Source organism: Streptomyces sp. NPDC028331, assembly GCF_055565775.1.
This window is the reverse complement of record NZ_JBVHTR010000014.1, coordinates 154,300-172,569: the sequence shown is the minus strand read 5'-3', so window position 1 is coordinate 172,569 and position 18,270 is coordinate 154,300. Positions and strand designations below refer to the sequence as shown.

21 protein-coding genes are annotated in these 18,270 nt (G+C 72.9%); 12 read left to right on the top strand and 9 right to left on the bottom strand.

Annotated elements, in window-relative coordinates; all coding sequences use genetic code 11:
* Positions 1–145 precede the first annotated feature (145 nt).
* The 3 genes from ACZ4SW_RS21880 to ACZ4SW_RS21870 form a co-directional block, all read right to left on the bottom strand.
* The gene (locus ACZ4SW_RS21880; RefSeq protein WP_468246733.1) at positions 146–1,114 is read right to left on the bottom strand and encodes an SDR family NAD(P)-dependent oxidoreductase; all 969 of its coding nucleotides are present in this window, start codon (positions 1,112–1,114) and stop codon (positions 146–148) included.
* Positions 1,115–1,436: 322 nt separating this feature from the next.
* Positions 1,437–2,099, bottom strand: coding sequence for an HAD family hydrolase (locus ACZ4SW_RS21875; protein WP_468246727.1), 663 nt, complete (start codon positions 2,097–2,099; stop codon positions 1,437–1,439).
* A gap of 20 nt (positions 2,100–2,119) precedes the next feature.
* Positions 2,120–3,181 (bottom strand): PHP domain-containing protein, encoded by a 1,062-nt coding sequence (locus tag ACZ4SW_RS21870; RefSeq protein WP_468246723.1) that lies wholly within the window; start codon positions 3,179–3,181, stop codon positions 2,120–2,122.
* A 96-nt stretch (positions 3,182–3,277) separates the two neighbouring features.
* Here ACZ4SW_RS21870 and ACZ4SW_RS21865 point away from each other — a divergent pair, with 96 nt between their 5' ends.
* The gene (locus ACZ4SW_RS21865) at positions 3,278–3,514 is read left to right on the top strand and encodes a hypothetical protein (protein ID WP_468246719.1); all 237 of its coding nucleotides are present in this window, start codon (positions 3,278–3,280) and stop codon (positions 3,512–3,514) included.
* Positions 3,515–3,807: 293 nt separating this feature from the next.
* Here the strand turns inward: ACZ4SW_RS21865 and ACZ4SW_RS21860 are convergent, their stop codons facing one another.
* Positions 3,808–4,347 carry a VanZ family protein gene (locus ACZ4SW_RS21860; protein ID WP_468246714.1) on the bottom strand — a complete coding sequence of 180 codons (540 nt, stop codon included), beginning with the start codon at positions 4,345–4,347 and terminating at the stop codon, positions 3,808–3,810.
* Positions 4,348–4,597: 250 nt separating this feature from the next.
* Here ACZ4SW_RS21860 and ACZ4SW_RS21855 point away from each other — a divergent pair, with 250 nt between their 5' ends.
* Genes ACZ4SW_RS21855 through ACZ4SW_RS21830 form a run of 6 tightly spaced genes read left to right on the top strand, consistent with a single transcriptional unit; the run spans position 4,598 to position 8,323 of the window.
* Positions 4,598–4,780, top strand: a complete 183-nt coding sequence (locus tag ACZ4SW_RS21855; RefSeq protein ID WP_468246710.1) for a hypothetical protein — start codon at positions 4,598–4,600, stop codon at positions 4,778–4,780.
* Complete coding sequence (locus ACZ4SW_RS21850) at positions 4,777–5,226, top strand: monovalent cation/H+ antiporter complex subunit F (protein ID WP_468246706.1); 450 nt, start codon at positions 4,777–4,779, stop codon at positions 5,224–5,226. Before ACZ4SW_RS21855 ends, ACZ4SW_RS21850 begins: the two co-directional genes overlap by 4 nt.
* Positions 5,219–5,482, top strand: coding sequence for a Na(+)/H(+) antiporter subunit B (locus ACZ4SW_RS21845; protein WP_468246702.1), 264 nt, complete (start codon positions 5,219–5,221; stop codon positions 5,480–5,482). Before ACZ4SW_RS21850 ends, ACZ4SW_RS21845 begins: the two co-directional genes overlap by 8 nt.
* Positions 5,479–6,222, top strand: a complete 744-nt coding sequence (mbhE, locus tag ACZ4SW_RS21840) for a hydrogen gas-evolving membrane-bound hydrogenase subunit E (protein WP_468246699.1) — start codon at positions 5,479–5,481, stop codon at positions 6,220–6,222. The genes ACZ4SW_RS21845 and mbhE overlap by 4 nt, the downstream gene beginning before the upstream one ends.
* Complete coding sequence (locus ACZ4SW_RS21835) at positions 6,219–6,566, top strand: sodium:proton antiporter (protein WP_468246696.1); 348 nt, start codon at positions 6,219–6,221, stop codon at positions 6,564–6,566. Before mbhE ends, ACZ4SW_RS21835 begins: the two co-directional genes overlap by 4 nt.
* Positions 6,566–8,323 (top strand): complex I subunit 5 family protein, encoded by a 1,758-nt coding sequence (locus ACZ4SW_RS21830; RefSeq protein WP_468246692.1) that lies wholly within the window; start codon positions 6,566–6,568, stop codon positions 8,321–8,323. Before ACZ4SW_RS21835 ends, ACZ4SW_RS21830 begins: the two co-directional genes overlap by 1 nt.
* Before the next feature lie 15 nt (positions 8,324–8,338).
* On the opposite strand, the gene ACZ4SW_RS21825 is transcribed toward ACZ4SW_RS21830, so the two are convergent.
* The gene (locus ACZ4SW_RS21825; RefSeq protein ID WP_468246686.1) at positions 8,339–9,019 is read right to left on the bottom strand and encodes a DUF4230 domain-containing protein; all 681 of its coding nucleotides are present in this window, start codon (positions 9,017–9,019) and stop codon (positions 8,339–8,341) included.
* A gap of 198 nt (positions 9,020–9,217) precedes the next feature.
* Between ACZ4SW_RS21825 and ACZ4SW_RS21820 the strand changes: the two genes are divergently transcribed.
* Positions 9,218–11,293: a DUF1996 domain-containing protein gene (locus tag ACZ4SW_RS21820; protein ID WP_468246682.1), complete on the top strand. Its 2,076-nt coding sequence runs from the start codon at positions 9,218–9,220 to the stop codon at positions 11,291–11,293.
* A gap of 95 nt (positions 11,294–11,388) precedes the next feature.
* Here the strand turns inward: ACZ4SW_RS21820 and ACZ4SW_RS21815 are convergent, their stop codons facing one another.
* Together ACZ4SW_RS21815 and ACZ4SW_RS21810 are read right to left on the bottom strand one after the other, a co-directional pair.
* Entirely contained in the window at positions 11,389–11,766 is a 378-nt protein-coding gene (locus tag ACZ4SW_RS21815; protein ID WP_468246678.1) for an anti-sigma factor antagonist, read from the bottom strand.
* Positions 11,767–11,917: 151 nt separating this feature from the next.
* Positions 11,918–12,346, bottom strand: coding sequence for a MarR family winged helix-turn-helix transcriptional regulator (locus tag ACZ4SW_RS21810; RefSeq protein WP_468246673.1), 429 nt, complete (start codon positions 12,344–12,346; stop codon positions 11,918–11,920).
* A 105-nt stretch (positions 12,347–12,451) separates the two neighbouring features.
* Between ACZ4SW_RS21810 and ACZ4SW_RS21805 the strand changes: the two genes are divergently transcribed.
* Complete coding sequence (locus tag ACZ4SW_RS21805; protein ID WP_468246668.1) at positions 12,452–13,909, top strand: aldehyde dehydrogenase family protein; 1,458 nt, start codon at positions 12,452–12,454, stop codon at positions 13,907–13,909.
* 25 nt (positions 13,910–13,934) lie between these two features.
* Positions 13,935–15,041 carry an NAD(P)-dependent alcohol dehydrogenase gene (locus ACZ4SW_RS21800; protein WP_468246664.1) on the top strand — a complete coding sequence of 369 codons (1,107 nt, stop codon included), beginning with the start codon at positions 13,935–13,937 and terminating at the stop codon, positions 15,039–15,041.
* 9 nt (positions 15,042–15,050) lie between these two features.
* Here ACZ4SW_RS21800 and ACZ4SW_RS21795 read toward each other — a convergent pair whose 3' ends face one another.
* Positions 15,051–16,001 (bottom strand): NADP-dependent oxidoreductase, encoded by a 951-nt coding sequence (locus tag ACZ4SW_RS21795; protein WP_468246660.1) that lies wholly within the window; start codon positions 15,999–16,001, stop codon positions 15,051–15,053.
* Positions 16,002–16,072: 71 nt separating this feature from the next.
* Here ACZ4SW_RS21795 and ACZ4SW_RS21790 point away from each other — a divergent pair, with 71 nt between their 5' ends.
* Positions 16,073–17,020 carry a GlxA family transcriptional regulator gene (locus ACZ4SW_RS21790; RefSeq protein WP_468246654.1) on the top strand — a complete coding sequence of 316 codons (948 nt, stop codon included), beginning with the start codon at positions 16,073–16,075 and terminating at the stop codon, positions 17,018–17,020.
* Positions 17,021–17,216: 196 nt separating this feature from the next.
* Entirely contained in the window at positions 17,217–17,609 is a 393-nt protein-coding gene (locus tag ACZ4SW_RS21785) for a VOC family protein (RefSeq protein WP_468246649.1), read from the top strand.
* Between the two features lie 341 nt (positions 17,610–17,950).
* On the opposite strand, the gene ACZ4SW_RS21780 is transcribed toward ACZ4SW_RS21785, so the two are convergent.
* Positions 17,951–18,256 (bottom strand): DUF4235 domain-containing protein, encoded by a 306-nt coding sequence (locus ACZ4SW_RS21780; protein WP_468246645.1) that lies wholly within the window; start codon positions 18,254–18,256, stop codon positions 17,951–17,953.
* Positions 18,257–18,270: the final 14 nt, after the last annotated feature.

The window sequence follows — 18,270 nt, the reverse complement described above, 5'->3', positions numbered from 1 at the left end:
CCCCCCCCCCCCCCCCCCCCCCCCCCCCCCCCCCCCCTCCCCACACCCCCCCCCCCCCCCCCCCCCCCCCCCCACCCCGCCCCCCCCCCCCCCCCCCCCCCCGCGGTCAGGTCCGTCGGCGACCGGGCGGCCGAACGCCTCGCGCTCAGGCGCCGGAGGCGAACGCGTCGACGCCCGTCAGGTCCGCGGACACCTCCCACAGGCGCGCCGCCTGCTCCGGGTCGGTCGCCCAGTGCTTGACCCCGCTGCGGCCGCCGTCCTCCGGCGCCGGCTCCGCGATGTCGCAGTCCTCGCAGTACACCCCGCCCATGCCGTCCAGGCGGGGCGAGGTCGCGGCCCACACCTGGGTGGCCGCGCCCTGCTCGGGGGTCTTGAACGCGTCCGGGTTCACCAGGGCGCCCGTCTCGTCGATCCAGCCGCGCTCCACCATCTCCTCCTTGGCGAGGTGACGCTGGAGCGGGGTGATGATCCCGCCGGGGTGCAGGGAGAAGGCACGGACCCCGTGCTCCCGGCCGAGCCGGTCGAGATGCACGGCGAACAGGACGTTCGCGGTCTTCGCCTGGCCGTACGCCTCCCACTTGTCGTACCCCTGCTTGAAGTGCAGGTCGTCCCAGCGGATCCCGGACCGGTGGTGGCCGGCCGACGACACGGACACCACCCGCGCCCCGCCCGGTGCGAGCGCCGGCCACAGCCGGTTCACGAGCGCGTAGTGGCCGAGGTGGTTCGTGGCGAACTGCGCCTCCCAGCCGGGCCCCACCCGGGTCTCCGGGGTGGCCATGATGCCGGCGTTGTTGATCATGATGTCGATCGTGCGGCCCGTCGCCAGGAACCGCTCGGCGAACCCGTGCACGCTGTCGAGGTCACCGAGGTCGAGCTCGTCCACCTCCACCCGGTCGAGCCCCTCGAGCGCCTCCTCCGCCACGTTCCGGCGCCGCGACGGGACCACCACCCGGGCGCCCGCCCTGACGAGCGCGCGCGTCGTCTCCAGGCCGAGCCCGGAGTAGCCGCCCGTCACCACCGCGAGCTTGCCGCTGAGGTCGATCCCCCGAAGTACGTCGTCCGCGGTGCTCCTCGCGCCGAAACCCGACCCGATCCTGTGCTGTGCAGTGCTCATGCGGGCACGCTACGGATTGGAGCGCGCTCGAAGTCAAGCCCGTACGCCGGCCGGCGCCCCGAGGGCATGGAAAAGCCCCGACCGGACGGGGGAAGACCGGTCGGGGCGTCTGTGGTGGGCGCGCACGGCGGTCGCCTCTCGGCGAAAGGCTCCACAGGGCTTCAGCCGAACGATCGTCCCTGTGGGCGGAAGGTGAGGCCCGGGGACACTGTCCCGTGCGCTCCCACGGCTTGTTCAACGGGAAACTACCGGTCGGTGTTCCGGGAAATCCAGCAGCGCGAAGTGATCTGTGTCACCGCGCGGCGTGTGCGGTCCCGCGCCCCTACATGTCCGGGGCCAGCGGACTGTCGTCCAGCATCGCCAGCAGATGGGCCGGGTCCCGGTAGATGGCGCGCGCCCCGGCCTCCTGCAGATCCGCGCTCGGAATGCCCCCGGACAACAGGCCGACGCAGGTCACTCCGGCCCGCGTCCCCGCCTGCATGTCCCACACCGTGTCGCCCACGAACACCGCCTGCTCGGGCGGCACCCCGGCCAGCTCCAGGGCGTGCTCCACGGGCTCGGGCGCCGGCTTGCCCGCCTGCACGTCGTCCGCGCTCGCCGTCGCGGCGATGGCGTCGTCCGCACCGATCGCCCGGCGCAGCGCCGACAGTTCGCGCCCGCTCGCCGACGTGGCGAGCACGACGTTCCAGCCGTCGTGGTCGAGTCGCCGCAACAGGCGTCCGGCGTCCTTGAGCGGCGGCAGACGGTCGAAGTAGGTGCCGTACAGGGCCGTGTGCGCGGCCACCAGCATGTCGACCTCGTCCCGGTCCCGTCCGCCCAGCAGATGGGTGATCAGGTCCTCGGAGCCCAGCCCCACCGCCCGGTGGATGGCGTGCATCGGCACCTGGTGGCCCGCCTGCCGGAACGCCTCCCACCACGTCGTGACATGCAGATGATTCGTGTCGACCAGGGTGCCGTCCACGTCGAACACGGCCGCCCGTCCCATGCGCTCCCCTCTCTCCTCCCTCAGGTACGGGGCCGGGTACCACGCGCGGGGCCCGCCACACGTGCGGGAACCCGCCGCTCACGGGTCCAGGCCAGCAGTTCTTCCGCGCTCCAGGTCGTGATCACACGGTCCGCGGGCACCTCGCACTCCTCGGCCCGCGCGCAGCCGTTGATCTGCCAGTCGAGCTGCCCGGGCGCGTGCGCGTCGGTGTCGATCGCGAACAGCGCCCCCGCCTCGACCGCCCGGCGCAGCAGTCGCCGCGGCGGATCCAGCCGCTCGGGACGGCTGTTGATCTCCACGGCCGTACCGGACTCGGCGCAGGCGGCGAACACCGCGTCCGCGTCGAACGCCGACTCCGGGCGCCCGCGTCCCGTGATCAGCCTTCCGGTGCAGTGGCCGAGCACGTCGGCCAGCGGATTGCGGACGGCCGCGATCATGCGGCGGGTCATCGCGGGCGCCTCCATGCGCAGCTTGGAGTGCACCGACACCACCACGACGTCGAGCCGGTCGAGGAGATCGGGGTCCTGGTCCAGTGAACCGTCGTCGAGGATGTCGCACTCGATGCCGGTCAGCAGCCGGAACGGCGCCCACTCCTCGTTCAGTGCGGCGACCACGTCCAGTTGCTCGCGCAGCCGCTCCGCGGACAGCCCGCGGGCGACGGTGAGCCTGGGGGAGTGGTCGGTCAGCACCGCCCACTCGTGTCCGAGCCGCGCCGCCGTGCGGCCCATCTCCTCGATCGGGCTGCCGCCGTCCGACCAGTCCGAGTGGAGATGGCAGTCGCCGCGCAGCAGCGCCCGCAGCCGTTCGCCGCCCCGCGCCGGAGCGGCCCGGCCCTCCTGCTCCAGCTTCTCCAGATAGCCGGGGACCCGGTCGGCCACCGCCTCCCGAACCACCTGGGCGGTGGTGGGACCGATGCCCTTGAGCGACTCCAGCGTCCCGGCGGCCGCGCGCTCGGCGACCTCGTCCTCGGACAGGCCGGCCACCACGGCGGCCGCGGTGCGGAAGGCCCGTACGCGATAGGTCGGGGCCTGGGCCCGCTCCAGCAGGAACGCGATCCGGTCCAGCGCTGCGACGGGGTCCATCGGCACCTCCTTCCCCCCAGCGTTGCCCAGCGGGGTGCGGACCGCACGGCGGCGCCCGGGCCGCCTCGTCGACCGAACCGCTCTACCCTCGATTGCATGACCGAAATCGCGAGTCCCTACATCTCCCGGCCGCGGATCGTGGTGCACGGGGTGCAGCCGGGCAACCCGCCGTTCCGGATCGTGGAGATCGACGGCGAGGTCGTGGGCGAGGCGAGATCGCTCACCGATGTGCTGAGGGCCGCGGCGGAGGCCGGCATCCCGGTCCACGACTGCGACGACCCGGACCTGGTCCGCTGGGTGGGCGGCGACAAGTTCCACTGGACGCCGCGCTAGGCCTGTCGTCAAACTCCCGCCGTCCGCCCGGAGGGCGGCCTCGCGGCGTCAGGTGCGTGCTCTCGGCGTGCCGGGTCCTGGCCCTCGTACTGGATGTACTTGGGCCTGGGCCCGGTGCGGCGAGAGTGCGTGCATGGCGTCACGGGGCAGGCGGGAGTTTGACGACAGGGCCTAGTACCTGCGGCGAGCCGCCCGGCATCGGGTCGACCGGCGTCCCTGAGCGGTACCGCCGAGGCGACGACCCGACCCGGCGCGACCCGACCCGGCGCGGCGCCGCGGACGGCACCGCGGCCTCATGTCTCGCGCCGCTTGCGCGCATGCACGGCCCGCCCCAGCCGGCGCCCCAGCAGCAGATGGCCGAGCAGCGCGCCCGTCGTGTTGAGGATGACGTCGTCGATGTCGAAGGCGCGCCCCGTGACGAGCGCACCCTGCACCAACTCGACCAGCAGCATGACGCACGCGGTGACGAAGGCCACCCGCAGGATGCCCCGCGCCCCGGGAGCCAGTACCGGCAGCAGGATCCCGAACGGCACACCGAGCAGCAGGTTCCCGCCGATCTGGCGGACGGCGTCCCGCGCCCCGGGCTGCTCCAGGTAGGCGCGCAGCGAGCGCCCCGGGTGCAGATTGCTGTGCACGAGCGCCCGGGACGCGGGCGACGGCTCCAGCGTCAGCCGGGCCAGCGCGGCGGCGAACACCACCATCAGCGCAAAGGCCAGGGCCATGGCCAGCAGCCGCAGCGGAAGCGGCAGCGGCCGCCGTTCCCGCGGAGCCGTCGCCGGCGCCCTGCTCAGACCCGCCCTGGCGGCCCATGCGCGCAACGCCGGATGTGCCATCGCGACCTCCCGGTGTCAACTTCCTCTCCAGCAGTCCTGGTTACCCGGGACCGCCGCGTCGAAGCCCGGCGACGGGCACGCCGGGGCAGCCGACCACCACTGGTGGCCGTGAGGCATGCCGCCGGTTTCCCCACCCGTACGCGGGGCACTCCGAGCAGCAGCCACTCGCGCGCCGCCACCCCCCCGGGGCCCGGGCGGTGCTTGGATGACATACCGGACATTCCGCTGCGACGGTGGACGGAGGCGGCGCATGAACAGACGTGGGGCACTCCGGGCAGCGCTCGAGATCGTCCTCTGGTGGGGCGGCCTCACCGTGCTCTGGCTCGTCCTCATCAGCACCGTCTACACCCTCGAATGGGCCGTGGGCGCGTCGGCCGCACTCGTCTGCGCCATCGCGGCACGCGCCGCCCGACGAGCGGTGGGCGACCGGTGAACGGCTGGACGCTCACGGCCACCATCGCACTCGGCGCGGGCGTCGGCGCCACGGTGTGGGGTGTCTCCACCGGACCGCTGCGCCGCCGGGTCACCGCGCAGAACCTGTCCAGCGCGGTCGCCTGCCCCGGACTGCTGCTGCTGTCCCAGGGGTTCGGGCGCACGTCGTACGTCGACCTGGCGCTCCTGCTGGCCCTGCTGGGACCGATCGGCACCCTCGTCTTCGCCCGGCTGCTCGCCGACGAACTGGCCGAGGACCCGCCGCGGGCGTGGGGCCCGACCCTCGCCGTCGCGGGATACGGCGCCGTGGTGGTGCTGGTGCTGTGCGCCGTGACCGGGCCGGGGCGGGCGATGGTCAAGCTGCTGGTCGTCGGTGCACTGCTGATCAGCGGCAACCTCATCGCCTCGCGGGCGCTTTCGGGCGGGTTCGGGGGCGGCCGTGGATGACCCGCTGATCGTCGTCGCCCTGCTGCTCGTCGCCGCTTCGGCGACCGCGGCCGTCGCCACCCGCGATCCCGCCCGCCAGGCCCTCGTACTCGCCCTGCTCGGCCTGTGCCTGGCCGTGCTGTTCACGGTGGTGCAGGCTCCCGACGTGGGCCTGTCGCAGCTCGCGGTGGGATCCGCGGTGACCCCGCTGCTGATCATGCTCTCGGTGCGCAAGGTCAGGAGGAAACCCAAGGGCGGAGAGGGGAAGGAACGATGACGCGGCGCGTACGCGTCGTCGTGCTGGCCCTCGGCGGCGCCTGCCTCGCGGCCCTCCTCGTCGCCGCCTGCCTCGGCCTGCCGTCCTTCGGCGGCACCTGGCACCCCTACGGCGACCGGGCCGTGCACGCCTCCCTGTCCCGGCACACGGCCAACACCATCGCCTCCGTCAACTTCGACCTGCGCGCCTTCGACACGCTCGGCGAGATGAGCATCCTGTTCGCGTCCGTCCTCGGCACGGTCGTCCTGCTCCGCCAGACCCGGGACGAGAAGCGCGCCGCGCCGGAGCCCGAGCAGGTCGCGCCGCCCGTCCGCCGCTACGCGCTCACCGTGGTGCCCGTCGCCGTCCTCACCGGCCTGTACGTCATCGCGCACGGCCAGCTCAGCCCCGGAGGCGGCTTCCAGGGCGGAGTCGTCGCCGCGACCGGCCTGCACCTGCTCTACCTCGGCGCCGACTACCGGGCCCTGGAACGCATCCGGCCCGTCTCCCCGTACGAGGTCGGTGACGCGCTCTCCGCCTCCGCCTACATCGTGACGGGGCTCGCGGGCCTCCTCGCCGGCACGGCGTTCCTCGCCAACACCATCCTGCCGTACGGCACGTTCAACACCCTGTCGTCCGGCGGCACCGTGCCGGTGCTGAACGCCGCCATCGGCATGGAGGTGGCCTGCGCCATCGTCGCCCTGCTCGCACGCTTCCTGGACCAGGCCGTCGAAATTGAGGAGGAGGACGGGAACCGATGAGCGTACTGCCGTACCTCGTGGCCGTCTGGATCTTTCTGACCGGCTGCTACGGCCTCGCGACCAGCCGCAATCTCATCCACGCGGTGGGCTGCCTCGCCGTCTGCCAGTCCGCCACCTACGTGCTTCTGCTCGCCGTCGGCTACCGCGACGGCGGCACCGCACCCGTCTTCTCCGACATCAAGCCCGGTTCACGGCCCGTCGTGGACCCGGTCGTGCAGGCGCTCACCCTCACCGACATCGTCGTCGGCGCCACCGTCACCGCCCTGCTCCTCGCCCTCGTGATGCAGATCGCCAAGCGCCACGGCACGGTCGACCCCGACGAACTGCGGGAGCTGCGCGGCTGATGAACCACCTGCTGCCGCTGCTCGTCGCGGTCCCGCTGCTCGGTGCCGGCCTGTTGGTCGCCTGCGGACGCCTGCTGCCGCGCGCCGTCGCCGAGAGCGCCGGATGCGCCCTGTCGGCCGGCACCGGCGCACTCGCCGTCTGGCTGCTCCTCAACTCCTCGCCGCCGCTGACCGAATGGGTCGGCGCCTGGACACCCGTGAACGGCGAGAGCGTCGGCATCGTCCTCGTCGGGGACGGCCCCGGGCTCGGGATGGCCGCCCTCGCCTCCGTGCTGATGTCGGCCGCTCTCGTGTACTCCTGGCGCTACTTCGACGAGCCGCCGCGCGGGCACGCCGGTTCCTACCCCGCCCTGATGCTGCTGTTCCAGGCCGGCATGTGCGGCTTCGCGATCACCGGCGACCTGTTCAACGCGTTCGTGTTCTTCGAGCTGATGGGCGCCGCCGCCTACGCCCTGACCGGCTACCGGGTCGAGGAGGCCAAGGCCGTCCAGGGCGGGCTGACCTTCGGCCTCATCAACTCACTCGGCGCCTACGCGATGCTCATGGGCATCGGACTGCTCTACGCGCGCACCGGCGAACTCGCCATGACCAAACTGGGACGCGGGCTCGACGCCCACGGCGCCCCCGACGCGCTGACGCTCGCGGCCTTCGTCCTCGTCCTGACCGGACTGCTGGTCAAGGCCGCCGCGGCGCCGTTCCACTTCTGGCTGCCCGACGCGCACGCCGTCGCGCCCACCCCGGTGTGCATGCTGCTGTCCGGAGTCATGGTGGAACTCGGCCTGTACGGCGTCTGGCGCGTCTGCACCACCGTCTTCTCCGGGCCCGGCGGGATTCCGGCGGCCGACCTGGAGCGGGCACTGGTCGTCCTCGGCATCCTGACCGGCGTCGTCGGCGCCCTCATGTGCTGGCACCAACGGCACATCAAACGGCTCCTCGCCTGCTCGACCATCGCCCACATGGGGCTGTTCCTGGTCGGTGTCGGCACCCTCGTGCCCGAGGCGGACGACGGGGTCGCCCTCTACCTCCTGGGCCACGCCGGAGCAAAGGCCGCCCTGTTCGCCTGCAGCGGCGTCCTGCTGGACCGGTTCGGCTGTGTCGACGAGGCGGCGCTGCACGGCTGCGGCCGTCCGCTGCGCGGCGTCGCGGTGATGTTCGTGCTCGGCGGACTGGCGCTCGCCGGGCTGCCGCCCTTCGGCACCTCCCTCGGCAAGGCGGTCCTCGAGGAGGCGGGCGGGCCGCTGACCGTGCTCTACGTCGCCGTGTCCGCAGTGACGGGCGGCGCGGTGCTGCGGGTCGCCGCGCGCGTCTTCTACGGGCTCGGGCCCCAGCCGCAGATCGATTCGTCGTACGAGACCACCGGCACCGGAGAGGAACCCGAGACCCGGCACCGGCTCGGCCGCATCCCGGACACCATGACGGCCGTGCCCGCCGCGCTGCTCGCCGCATCGCTCGCCGTGGGCGTCGTCCCGGGGTTCGCGCAGAGCGTGGCGCGCTCCGTGAACGAGGCCGGCTCGGGCGGGGCGGCCGTCTCGGTGCACTGGACCGCGGCCGGCGTGCTGCTGGGGCTCGTGTCCACGGTCCTCGCCGTCGCCCTGGCCGCGTTCGCCGTCGCCCGCCCCGGACTGCTCGGCCTCCGGGCGTGGACGCTGCCGCTGCGCCGCCTGCAGTCCGGCCACATCGGGGACTACGTGGCGTGGGTCCTGGCGGGCGCGGCCCTGCTCGGGGCCCTCGCCCTGCCGGCCATCCTGACCGGCTGAGCCCCGGCCCCGGGCTCAGGTGCCGTAGGACACCTTCACCTCCTTGAAGCCGAGGGACTTCAGCAGCCCGCCGAGCATGCTCGTGGTGTTCGTCTCGGCGCGGCCGGTCAGTTCGCTCTCCTTCGCGGCCTCGGCGATGTGCTGGACGGCCAGCTTCTGCACGGCCTGCTCACTGCCCGGGTTGTCCGAGAAGAAGTCGCCGATGCGGTCGAGCAGGCCGCGCTGCTTGGAGACGGCGTACGAGCGGTCGGGGTCGAGGGCGGGCCTGCCGAGGGCGGCGTGGGGGAGCCGGATGGTGGCGGACGTGCGGTCGCCGTTGACCTTGACGTCCTGCTCGCCGACCTTGCCGAGGTCGACGTAGGCGTCGACGGTTCCGGCGCCCACGTACAGGGTGCGGGTGCCGCGGATCGCCGACGGCAGGAACCTCGAGTCCTTCTCCAGGTCCACGACCACCTGGAAGTTGCCGGAGGCGGCCTCGTAACGGCTCATGTCCTGGATGGACTTGAGCAAGGCGGGTCCGGAGCGGTCGTGCGTGTCCGTGCCGAACAGGTCACGCAGCCCCGGGAACACGCTGAGCCGCAGCCCGGCGAAGAACACCGCGAGCAGGGCGACGAGTGCGATCACGGCCTTGCCCCAGCCGGGCATCCGCCGCCTCGCGGCCACCGATGAGGGTGCCTGCTTCGTGGACGTCGTCATGTCGACAGTCCTCCCTTCTGACAACCGGTTGCCCGCCGCGCGCCGCGCTCGAACGCCCAGTCGGCCACCGCGTCGGCGACGGACTCGGCCATGAGATCGCTGTGAATTTCCGGTGTGCTTGAACACGGCCGGGTTCCGCCACGTACACGGAGGGGGGCTTTCCATGCCGAGTCGGCCTTGACGTGTAGGAGCACTGCCTTGAGACGCAATTCGCGCAGACGTCCAACGGGCGCACGGCGCGCGACCTTTGCCGCGGTCGCGCTGATCCTGGGCGGAGGAGGGCTGGTGGCGGCGAACGTCTACGCCTCGGCCACCGAGGGCGGCTGGGGCGGCTCGGACCGCGACGGCGGCGACCGGGTCCTGTCCGCGGGAGCCGTCACCATCGACTGCCCGGACGTCGGCCAGCGGCTGACCGATGTGCCGGGTGCGGCGAAGTCCGAGATCGACGCGGAGCTGGCGACCCTCGACCAGCAGATCACCGAGGCCTACGACCGGCTGGCCTCGACGCGCCGGGCGCAGGCGGACGACGCGAACTACGTCGAGAACTCCATCCTCGGCCCCCTCGAGGACCAGCGCGACGCGGTGATCGACCGGATCAGGACCGACTACCGGCGAGCGGGCGGCACGGCCCCCGGCGCGCTCGACGGCATGGCCCCGTGCACGGGTGTGCCGGCCGATCAGGCGCAGCCCTCCGCCGGTGGCCCGAACGACGGCGGGCAGCAGCAGGGCGGCAACGGGCAGAACGACGGCGGGCAGCAGCAGGGCGACGGCGGTCAGGCCGGTGCGAGCGGTCCCGTCGCCTCCGACTTCGTGGACATCCGGACCGTGCAGCCGAACGTCGTCCAGCCCGCCCGGCAGGCCGGCGGCTCCACCGGTTCGTTCGAGACCGAGTGCGGTGTCGACGCCAACAAGAACCACAACACCGACAACGTGATCGTGGCGCCCGGCGTGAAGAACGGCGCCCACCACCTCCACGACTACGTCGGCAACCAGTCGAACGACGCCTTCGCCACCAACGACACCTTTGCAGCGGCGCAGACAAGCTGCCAGAACCAGCAGGACAAGTCGTCGTACTACTGGCCGGTGCTGCGCGTCCAGGACGGCACCCAGGACTTCGACCAGAACAACGACGGCGGCGGCAAGGAAGGCAACGTCGGGCGGATCCTGGTGGCCCGGCAGGCCCGGATCACGTTCGTCGGCAGCCCGACGAGCAAGGTCGTCGCGATGCCGCGGTTCCTGCGCATCATCACGGGTGACGCCAAGGCCTTCACCAACGGGCCCAAGAACGCCAACGCGCACTGGAGCTGCACCGGCTTCGAGGACAAGGTGCAGCTGACGGACAAGTACCCCATCTGCCCGCAGGGCAGCCAGGTGGTGCGGACGTTCGCCTTCCAGAGCTGCTGGGACGGGCAGAACATCGACAGCGCCAACCACCGCACGCACGTGGCCTTCGCCGACCCGGCGAGCGGCGCCTGCCAGAACGGGTTCAAGGCGATCCCGCAGCTGACCATGCGTCTGGTGTACGACGTGCCGCAGCCGGTCGTCGAGAACGGCCGGGTGGAGAACGCCTATGCCGTGGACGGCTTCCCCGAGCAGTTGCACAAGCCGATCACCGATCACGACGACTTCATCAACGTCATGACCGACGAGCTGATGAACCAGGTGGTCGACTGCGTGAACACGGGCAGGCGGTGCGGCGGCGACGCCGGTGACCAGCCGCAGAACACGCCGTCACCGTCCGCCGACGCCCCGTCCGGCGGCGGCGCCGGCTCCGGCTCGGCCACCGCGCCCGGTGCCGGGGCGGGATCCGCCCCGGCCGCCACCCCGAGTGGCGAACCCGCGAACGGGTCCGGCACCCCCGGCCCGCAGCAGGCGCAGCCCTCGACGGCCGCACCGGTCACCTCGGCGCCCGCCGCAGGCGCGGGCGACGTGCGCGGCGGTGCGACGCCCGGGGCCCCCGCGGCCCCGTCGGCGGCCGGCGGCGGCGCGGTCGTCGAGCCGCGAAGCGCCTCGGAGGGCCACCACACGAGCGCGGCCACGCCTCCCTCCGGGACCGCTCCCGCCATCGGGGACGCGACCCATGCCGCTCCGTCCGCCGTCACCGCCACGCCTCCGGCCGCTGCTCCCTCCACCGCGCCGGGGACCGAACCCCAGTCGGTCGCGGGCGGCGGGCTGGCGGAGACCGGCGCGCACCTGTGGCCGGCCGCGGCCGGAGCGGTGCTGCTGATCACGGGTCTGGTGGTGCTGCGCCGGTCCGCGCGCAGGTACTCCTGACACACGCTCGGGGCGCACGGACGAGAGCGGCGGGGCCTGCCGGGCAGGCCCCGCCGCTCTCGTCTCCGTCACATCCGAACATCCGGACGGGCCCGTCACAAGGACCCGGCGGCCTCCGACTCGCCCAGGACCTCCTCGAGCGACGCCGCGGGCGGCAGCACCTGTGCCAGCCCGGTCAGACGCAGGATGCGCAGGGTCAGCGGATGGGTGCACACCAGGTGCAGTGTGCCGCCCTGCGCGAGCACCCGGCGCCGGGCCCGGTACAGCAGGCGCAGCCCGGAGCAGTCGAAGAACTCCACGGGGCGCAGGTCGATGACGACGCGCGGGGCGCGCCGGATCGTCGCGGAGTCCAGGAACGGGATGATCTCCACCGCGGCGACGATGTCGATCTCACCGTGGAACTCCAGCACCGTGTGCCCACGGTCCCTGCGGACGCGCAGATGCCGGGTGAGCGGTGCGGGGCCCTGCCCCACGTCGACATCGCCTCCCGCTAACTCCTCACCCCCGCCTGCAACTTACCCTCATTAGGGTGAATTTGAGCATGTTCGATTGACATATGTCTTCGAATTGCGGGTGGACTCACCCCGGGAAGCCCGCGACGGACCCCTCGAGGGCCTGGCGGACCTACGACAACGCGTGCCAGGCCTTGGACAACGCCTGCCGGAACTGGTCGGCCTGGTGTGGCGTGAGGTCACGGATCATCCGCTCCTCCAGCTCCCGCACCGGACCGGCGAACCCGCCCAGCAGCTCGCGCCCGGCGTCGGTGAGCAGGATCAGCAGCTCCCGGCGGTTGCGCGGGTTGCGCTCCCGCCGCACGAGGCCACGGCTCTCCAGCGACCGTACGAGATCGGCCATGGACTGCGCGGTGACGAACGAGTCCCGGGCGAGCTGGGCCGCCGACAGTCCGTCGTGACGCTCCAGCACGGTGAGGGCCGTGTACTGCAGGGCGGTGATCCCCGCCGGCTTGACCAGCTCGTCCAGGTGCGAGCGCACGACGAGTTCGACCTGCTTGACCATGTAGAGCAACGACGGGCGTGTCTGTGTACCGACCATGCGTGCACCCTAGAGCATTGACAGGAAACCTGTCTGTAATCAGACTGCGGACCAACAGGAATCCTGTTTGTTGAACTTTTGGCGATCAATGCTGGGGAGTGGGCCATGACCACCACGTTCGACACCGATCCCGGGCAGCTGTTCATCGGAGGCCAGTGGCGCGAGGCCGCGGACGGCGCCCGCATGGATGTCATCGACCCGTCCACCGGCCAGGTGATCACGACCGTCGCGGAGGCGGCCGCCACCGACGTCGACGCCGCCGTACGCGCGGCCCGGGAGGCCTTCGACTCCGGGCCGTGGCCCCGGATGAGCGGTCGTGAACGCGGACGCGTACTGCACCGCGTCGCGGAACTCATCCGCGCCAACGCCGACGAGATCGCCGCCCTGGAGAGCCTCGACGTCGGCAAGCCGATCTCGCTGTGCGGCGCCGTGGACGTCACGAACGCGGCCAACGACTACGAGTACTACGCCTCCCTCGCGCAGAGCCAGGACGGCGCCACCCGCGACACCGCCCTCAACGCCTTCGCCTACACCCGGCGCGAGCCGCTCGGTGTGGTCGCCGCCATCACGCCCTTCAACTTCCCGCTGATCCTCGCCGGTTCCAAACTCGCCCCGGCCCTCGCCGCCGGCAACACCGTGGTGCACAAGCCCGCGGAGGAGACCCCGCTCAGCGCCCTGTACATGGCCCGCCTGCTCCAGGAGGCCGGTGTCCCCGACGGCGTGGTCAACGTCGTCACCGGCACGGGACCGGTGGCGGGCGAGGCGCTGCTGCGCAACCCCGGCATCGACAAGGTCGCCTTCACCGGCTCCACCGCGGTCGGCCGGCATGTGGCGAGCGTGGCGGGCGAAGGGCTGAAGACCGTGATGATGGAACTGGGCGGCAACGCCGCGCACCTCGTCTTCGAGGACGCCGACCTCGAGAAGGCGGTCGGCGCGATCATCAAGGCGTTCGTCTTCAACACCGGCCAGTTCTGCATGGCCGGCCCCCGGCTGCTGGTCGCCCGGCCGGTGCACGACACCCTGGTCGGCATCCTCGCGGAGGCGGTCGCCGGGGTGCCCGTCGGCGACCCGCGCGATCCGGGCACCGTCGTCGGGCCGATGGCGGGGGAGAAGCACCTGAAGAAGGTGGAGGAATACGTCGAACTGGCCCGCAAGGAGGGCGCGAGGGTCGTCGCCGGCGGTGAACGGCTCGACCTGGGCGGCGGCTACTACTACCGGCCGACCGTGATCACCGGCCTGTCCAACGACTCCCGCGTCGTGCAGGAGGAGATCTTCGGCCCCGTCCTCACCGTGCAGCCCTTCGACTCCGAGGACGAGGCGGTGACCCTCGCCAACTCCACACCGTACGGCCTCGCTTCGGGCGTCCAGACCACTCACCTGGCCCGTGCCCACCGCGTCGCCGAGCGGCTGCAGGCCGGCATCGTCTGGATCAACGACTGGGCCATGCTCGACCCCGCGGTCCCCTTCGGCGGCGTCAAGGACTCCGGCTTCGGCCGTGAGTACGGACCCGAGGCCCTCGCCGCCTACAGCAAGGTCAAGTCCGTCGTCGTCTCGCTCGACTGAGCGCCCGCGCAAAGGAGTTCACCGTATGACCACCACCACACGCGCCGCCGTGGTCGAGTCCGGGGGAGCGCCCTTCGTGCTCTGCGAAGTGGAACTCGACGACCCGGGCCCGGGCGAGGTCCTGGTCCGCATGGTCGCCACCGGCCTGTGCCACACCGACCTCGGTGTGGCGAGCGGCGGCCTGCCGTTCCCGCTGCCCGGAGTCCTCGGCCACGAGGGGGCCGGCGTCGTCGAGGCCGTCGGAGCGGAGGTGACGGGCGTCGAACCCGGCGACCACGTCGTGCTGTCCTTCACCTCCTGCGGCGGCTGCCGCAACTGCCGCGACGGGCACCCGGCGTACTGCGCCACCTGGCTGCCGCTGAACCTGATCGGCGGTCGCCGCGCCGACGGCACCAGCACCATCAGCCGCGACGGCGCCCCCCTCGGCGGCCACTTCTTCGGCCAGTCCTCCTTCGCCGAACGGGCCCTGGTCGACGAGCGCAGCCTGGTCAAGGTCGACCCGGAGGTGCCGCTCGTCTCCATCGCCCCGCTCGGCTGCGGAGTGCAGACCGGGGTGGGCGCCGTGTGGAACGTGCTCAGGCCCCGCGCGGGCAGCACGCTCGTCGTCCTCGGCGCCGGTGCGGTGGGCCTGTCGGCGGTGATGGCCGCCGCCCTCACCCCCGCCGCCAGGATCATCGCCGTCGACCGGGTCGCCGAACGCCTCGCCCTGGCCAAGGAGTTGGGCGCCACGCACACCGTCAACGCGGCCGAGGCCGACCTCGCGGAGGCGCTCGCGCTGCTCACCGACGGCCAGGGGGCCGACGGTGTCGTCGAGACCACCGGCAGCGTCGCCGTACTGCGCCAGGGCGCCGACGCGCTGGCCGCCCGCGGCACCCTGGTCGTCGTCGGCGCCCCGCCCTTCGGCACCGAAGTCGCCCTGGACGTCAACGGCCTGCTGCCCGGCAAGCAGATCGTGGGCATCACCCTGGGAGACAGCGAGACGCAGACCTTCATCCCGGCCCTCGTGCAACTGGTCAAGGAGGGCAGGCTCCCGCTGCACCGCCTGATCGGCACCTATCCGTTCGCGGACATCGACCAGGCGGTGCGGGACATGAGCGCGGGCAAGACGATCAAGCCGGTGCTCACCTTCTGAGCGCGCGCGTCAGTCCGCGAGCAGCACCAGCTTGCCCGTGGTCCGGCCGGTGTCGCCGAGCGCGTGCGCCTCGGCGGCGCCGGCCAGCGGGAACGTCCCCGCGATCGTGGCACGCAGCTTCCCCGACTCGACGAGGGCCGCGATCTGCGTCATGCCGTGGTGGTCGGCGTCGACGAGCATCTCGGTCGCGCGCACCCCGAGCTTCTCCGCCTCCAGCGGCAGGTCCTTCGCCCCCTGCGGCAGGATCGTCACCAGAACGCCGCCCGGGCGCAGGGTCCGCAGCGAACGCCGGACGTAGTCGCCGCCGATCGTGTCCAGCACCACGTCGACGTCCCGCACCGCCTCGGCGAAGTCCGTCTCCCGGTAGTCGACCGGTTCGTCCACGCCCAACGCGCGCAGCACATCGTGCTTGCCGGCGCTCGCCGTGCCGATCACATACGCGCCCCGTGCCTTGGCGATCTGCACGGCCACGTGACCCACCCCGCCGGCCGCCGCGTGGATCAGCACCCGCTGCCCCTGACGCAGTCCGGCCGTCTCGACGAGGGCCTGCCAGGCGGTCAGCGAGACCAGCGGCAGCGCACCGGCCTGGGTGTGGTCCACCGCCGCCGGCTTGTGCGCCAGGGCGCGGGCGGGGACGGTGACGTACTCGGCGTGCGAGCCGTGGCCGTACGGATAGGGCAGCATCCCGAAGACCTCGTCACCGGGCCGGAAGAGGGCGACGCCGAACCCCGTCTCCTCGACCACCCCGGAGACGTCCCAGCCGAGGACGAACGGCGGCTTGCCGAGGAAGCCGCCGCTCTGGCGGTGCTTCCAGTCGGTCGGGTTGACTCCGGCGGCGCGGACCCGGACCAGCACCTCGTTGGGCCGCGGCGCGGGCCGCTCCACCTCGACCACCTTGAGGACCTCGGGACCGCCGAGGACGTCCTGACTGATCGCGCGCATCGTGTTCACAGTGCTCATGGTCGTCCAGCCTGCCCGGTCCCGTCCGGCGGGGAAATGGCATGATGGCCACTCTTCGATAAGATCCTGCCATGCGGCACACGGAACGCGTGGTGGTCCTCGCGCTCGACGGCGTCTACCCCTTCGAACTCGGCATCCCCAGCCGGATCCTGGGCGCCGCCGACGGCCGGTACCAGGTGGTGACCTGCACCGTCGACGGGCGGCCGGTGCGCACCGACGCGGACTTCACGATCGCCGTCGAGCACGGACCCGAGGCCCTGGCCACGGCCGACACCGTGGTCATCGCCTCCGTCTCCCCGTCCCGCATCACCGAGGAACTTCCCGAGGAGGTCGCCGCCGCGCTGGCGCGCATCCGCCCCGACGCCCGGCTGGTCTCCATCTGCACCGGGGCCTTCGTCCTCGCGGCGGCCGGCTTCCTCGACGGCCGGAAGGCGACCACGCACTGGCAACTGGCCGACCGGTTCCGCCGGATGTTCCCGAAAGTGGACCTGGACCCCGACGTCCTGTTCGTCGACAACGGCGGGATCCTCACCTCCGCCGGAGCCGCCTCCGGCGTGGACGTCTGCCTCCACCTCGTGCGCCAGGACCACGGCAGCGAACTCGCCAACGCGGTGGCCCGCCGTTGCGTCGTGCCGCCGTTCCGCGACGGCGGCCAGGCGCAGTACATCGAACAGCCCGTGCCCGCGTCCCCGGCCGCCGGCACGGCCGCCACCCGGGACTGGGCCCTCGAACACCTCGGCGAGCCGCTGGCGCTCGCGGACCTCGCCGGGCACGCCCGGATGAGTCTGCGCACCTTCGTCCGCCGCTTCACCGAGGAGGTCGGCATGAGCCCCGGCCGGTGGCTCGTCCAGCAGCGCGTCGCCCGCGCCCGCCACCTGCTGGAGGTAACCGACCTGACGGTGGACCAGATCGCCCACGAGATCGGCTTCGCGACGGGCACCTCACTGCGCCGGCACCTGCGCGCGTCGATCGGCGTCTCCCCGCAGGCGTACCGGCGCACGTTCCAGGCGGCCCGCTGAACGTCCAGCGCGTCCCGTACGGCCCGGTCGCCCAGCGCGTGGAAGTGACACTGGAACCCCAGCGCGTCCAGCTCGGTGACGTACGCCGGCAGCCGCTCCGGGGCGACGAGTGACGGACTGAAAACGGGGCCGGCGGATACCCGGGGAGCGTATACGGGCGGGCACGGCGCCCGCCCGGGAACCCAACGGAGGAAGCATGCCCACGGTACTGGCGGGCGTCGTGGTCCTGGACTGCGCCGAGCCCGAGAAACTCGCCGCCTTCTACAAGGACCTGCTCGACGCCGAGGAGACCGACGCCACCGCGAACCGGGTGGAGATCCGCAGCGCCGACGGGTTCAGGATGGCGTTCCGCCGCGACGTCAACGCCACCCCGCCGAGCTGGCCCCGGCCCGAGAACTCCCTCCAGGCCCATCTCGACTTCCTGGTGCCGGACCTCGACGAGGCCGAGCGCAGGGTGGTCTCCCTGGGCGGGCGCCCGCTGGAGGCGAAGGACGCCCCGGGCCCCTTCGAGGAACGCGGCTACGCCGACCCCGCGGGCCACTCCTTCACCCTGCGCCGCACCAGGGCGACGGCGCCGAAGCAGGGCTGAGGCGACGCCTTGGGCGGTGCCCCGGGGCGGAGGCTGGGGCGGTGCCCCGGGGCGGAGCCTTCGGCGGTGCCCCGGGGTGGAGTCCGGCCTCGACTGCCGGACAGCTCACGGCCGGTGGGACCTCCGGCGCCCGGAAAGCGACGGCGCCGGACGGGTCGGCCGGGCGGCGCGCGCTCCGGCGTCGGGGGAGAGAGGGGCGCGTCGGTGATGCCCCGGGCAGCCCCTCCGAGCCCGCGCACAGCGGACCGGTTGCGGCGCCCGGGGGCCCGGCACGTGGTGTCCGGGCCCCGGGCCCCCGGGCCCCCGGGCGCCGGAGGCGCCTTCGCCCACCGACAGGGCGCTCAGTCCCGGCCGCCCTTGTCCGGGCCCGGCCACACGCCCGTCGACCGTTCGATCGCCTTGGCTCCCGTGCGGTCCGCCAGGCTGCGGGCGACCGCGAACAGGGCGCCCTGGAGCGCCGCGGCGAGCAGCACCTCGCCCCAGCCCCGGTCCCGGTCCAGCGCGTCGGGCGCGTCGTCCTCATGGCGTATCGCCTTCCACGTCGCCTGGAAGGCGTACCCCGCCAGGGCCCCGCTCGCCCAGCCGAGGGCGAACCCGACCGGCCGGTAGACGAGCGGGAGCTTCGGTTTCTTCTTGTCGTGGGCCACGTTTCTCTCCTTGA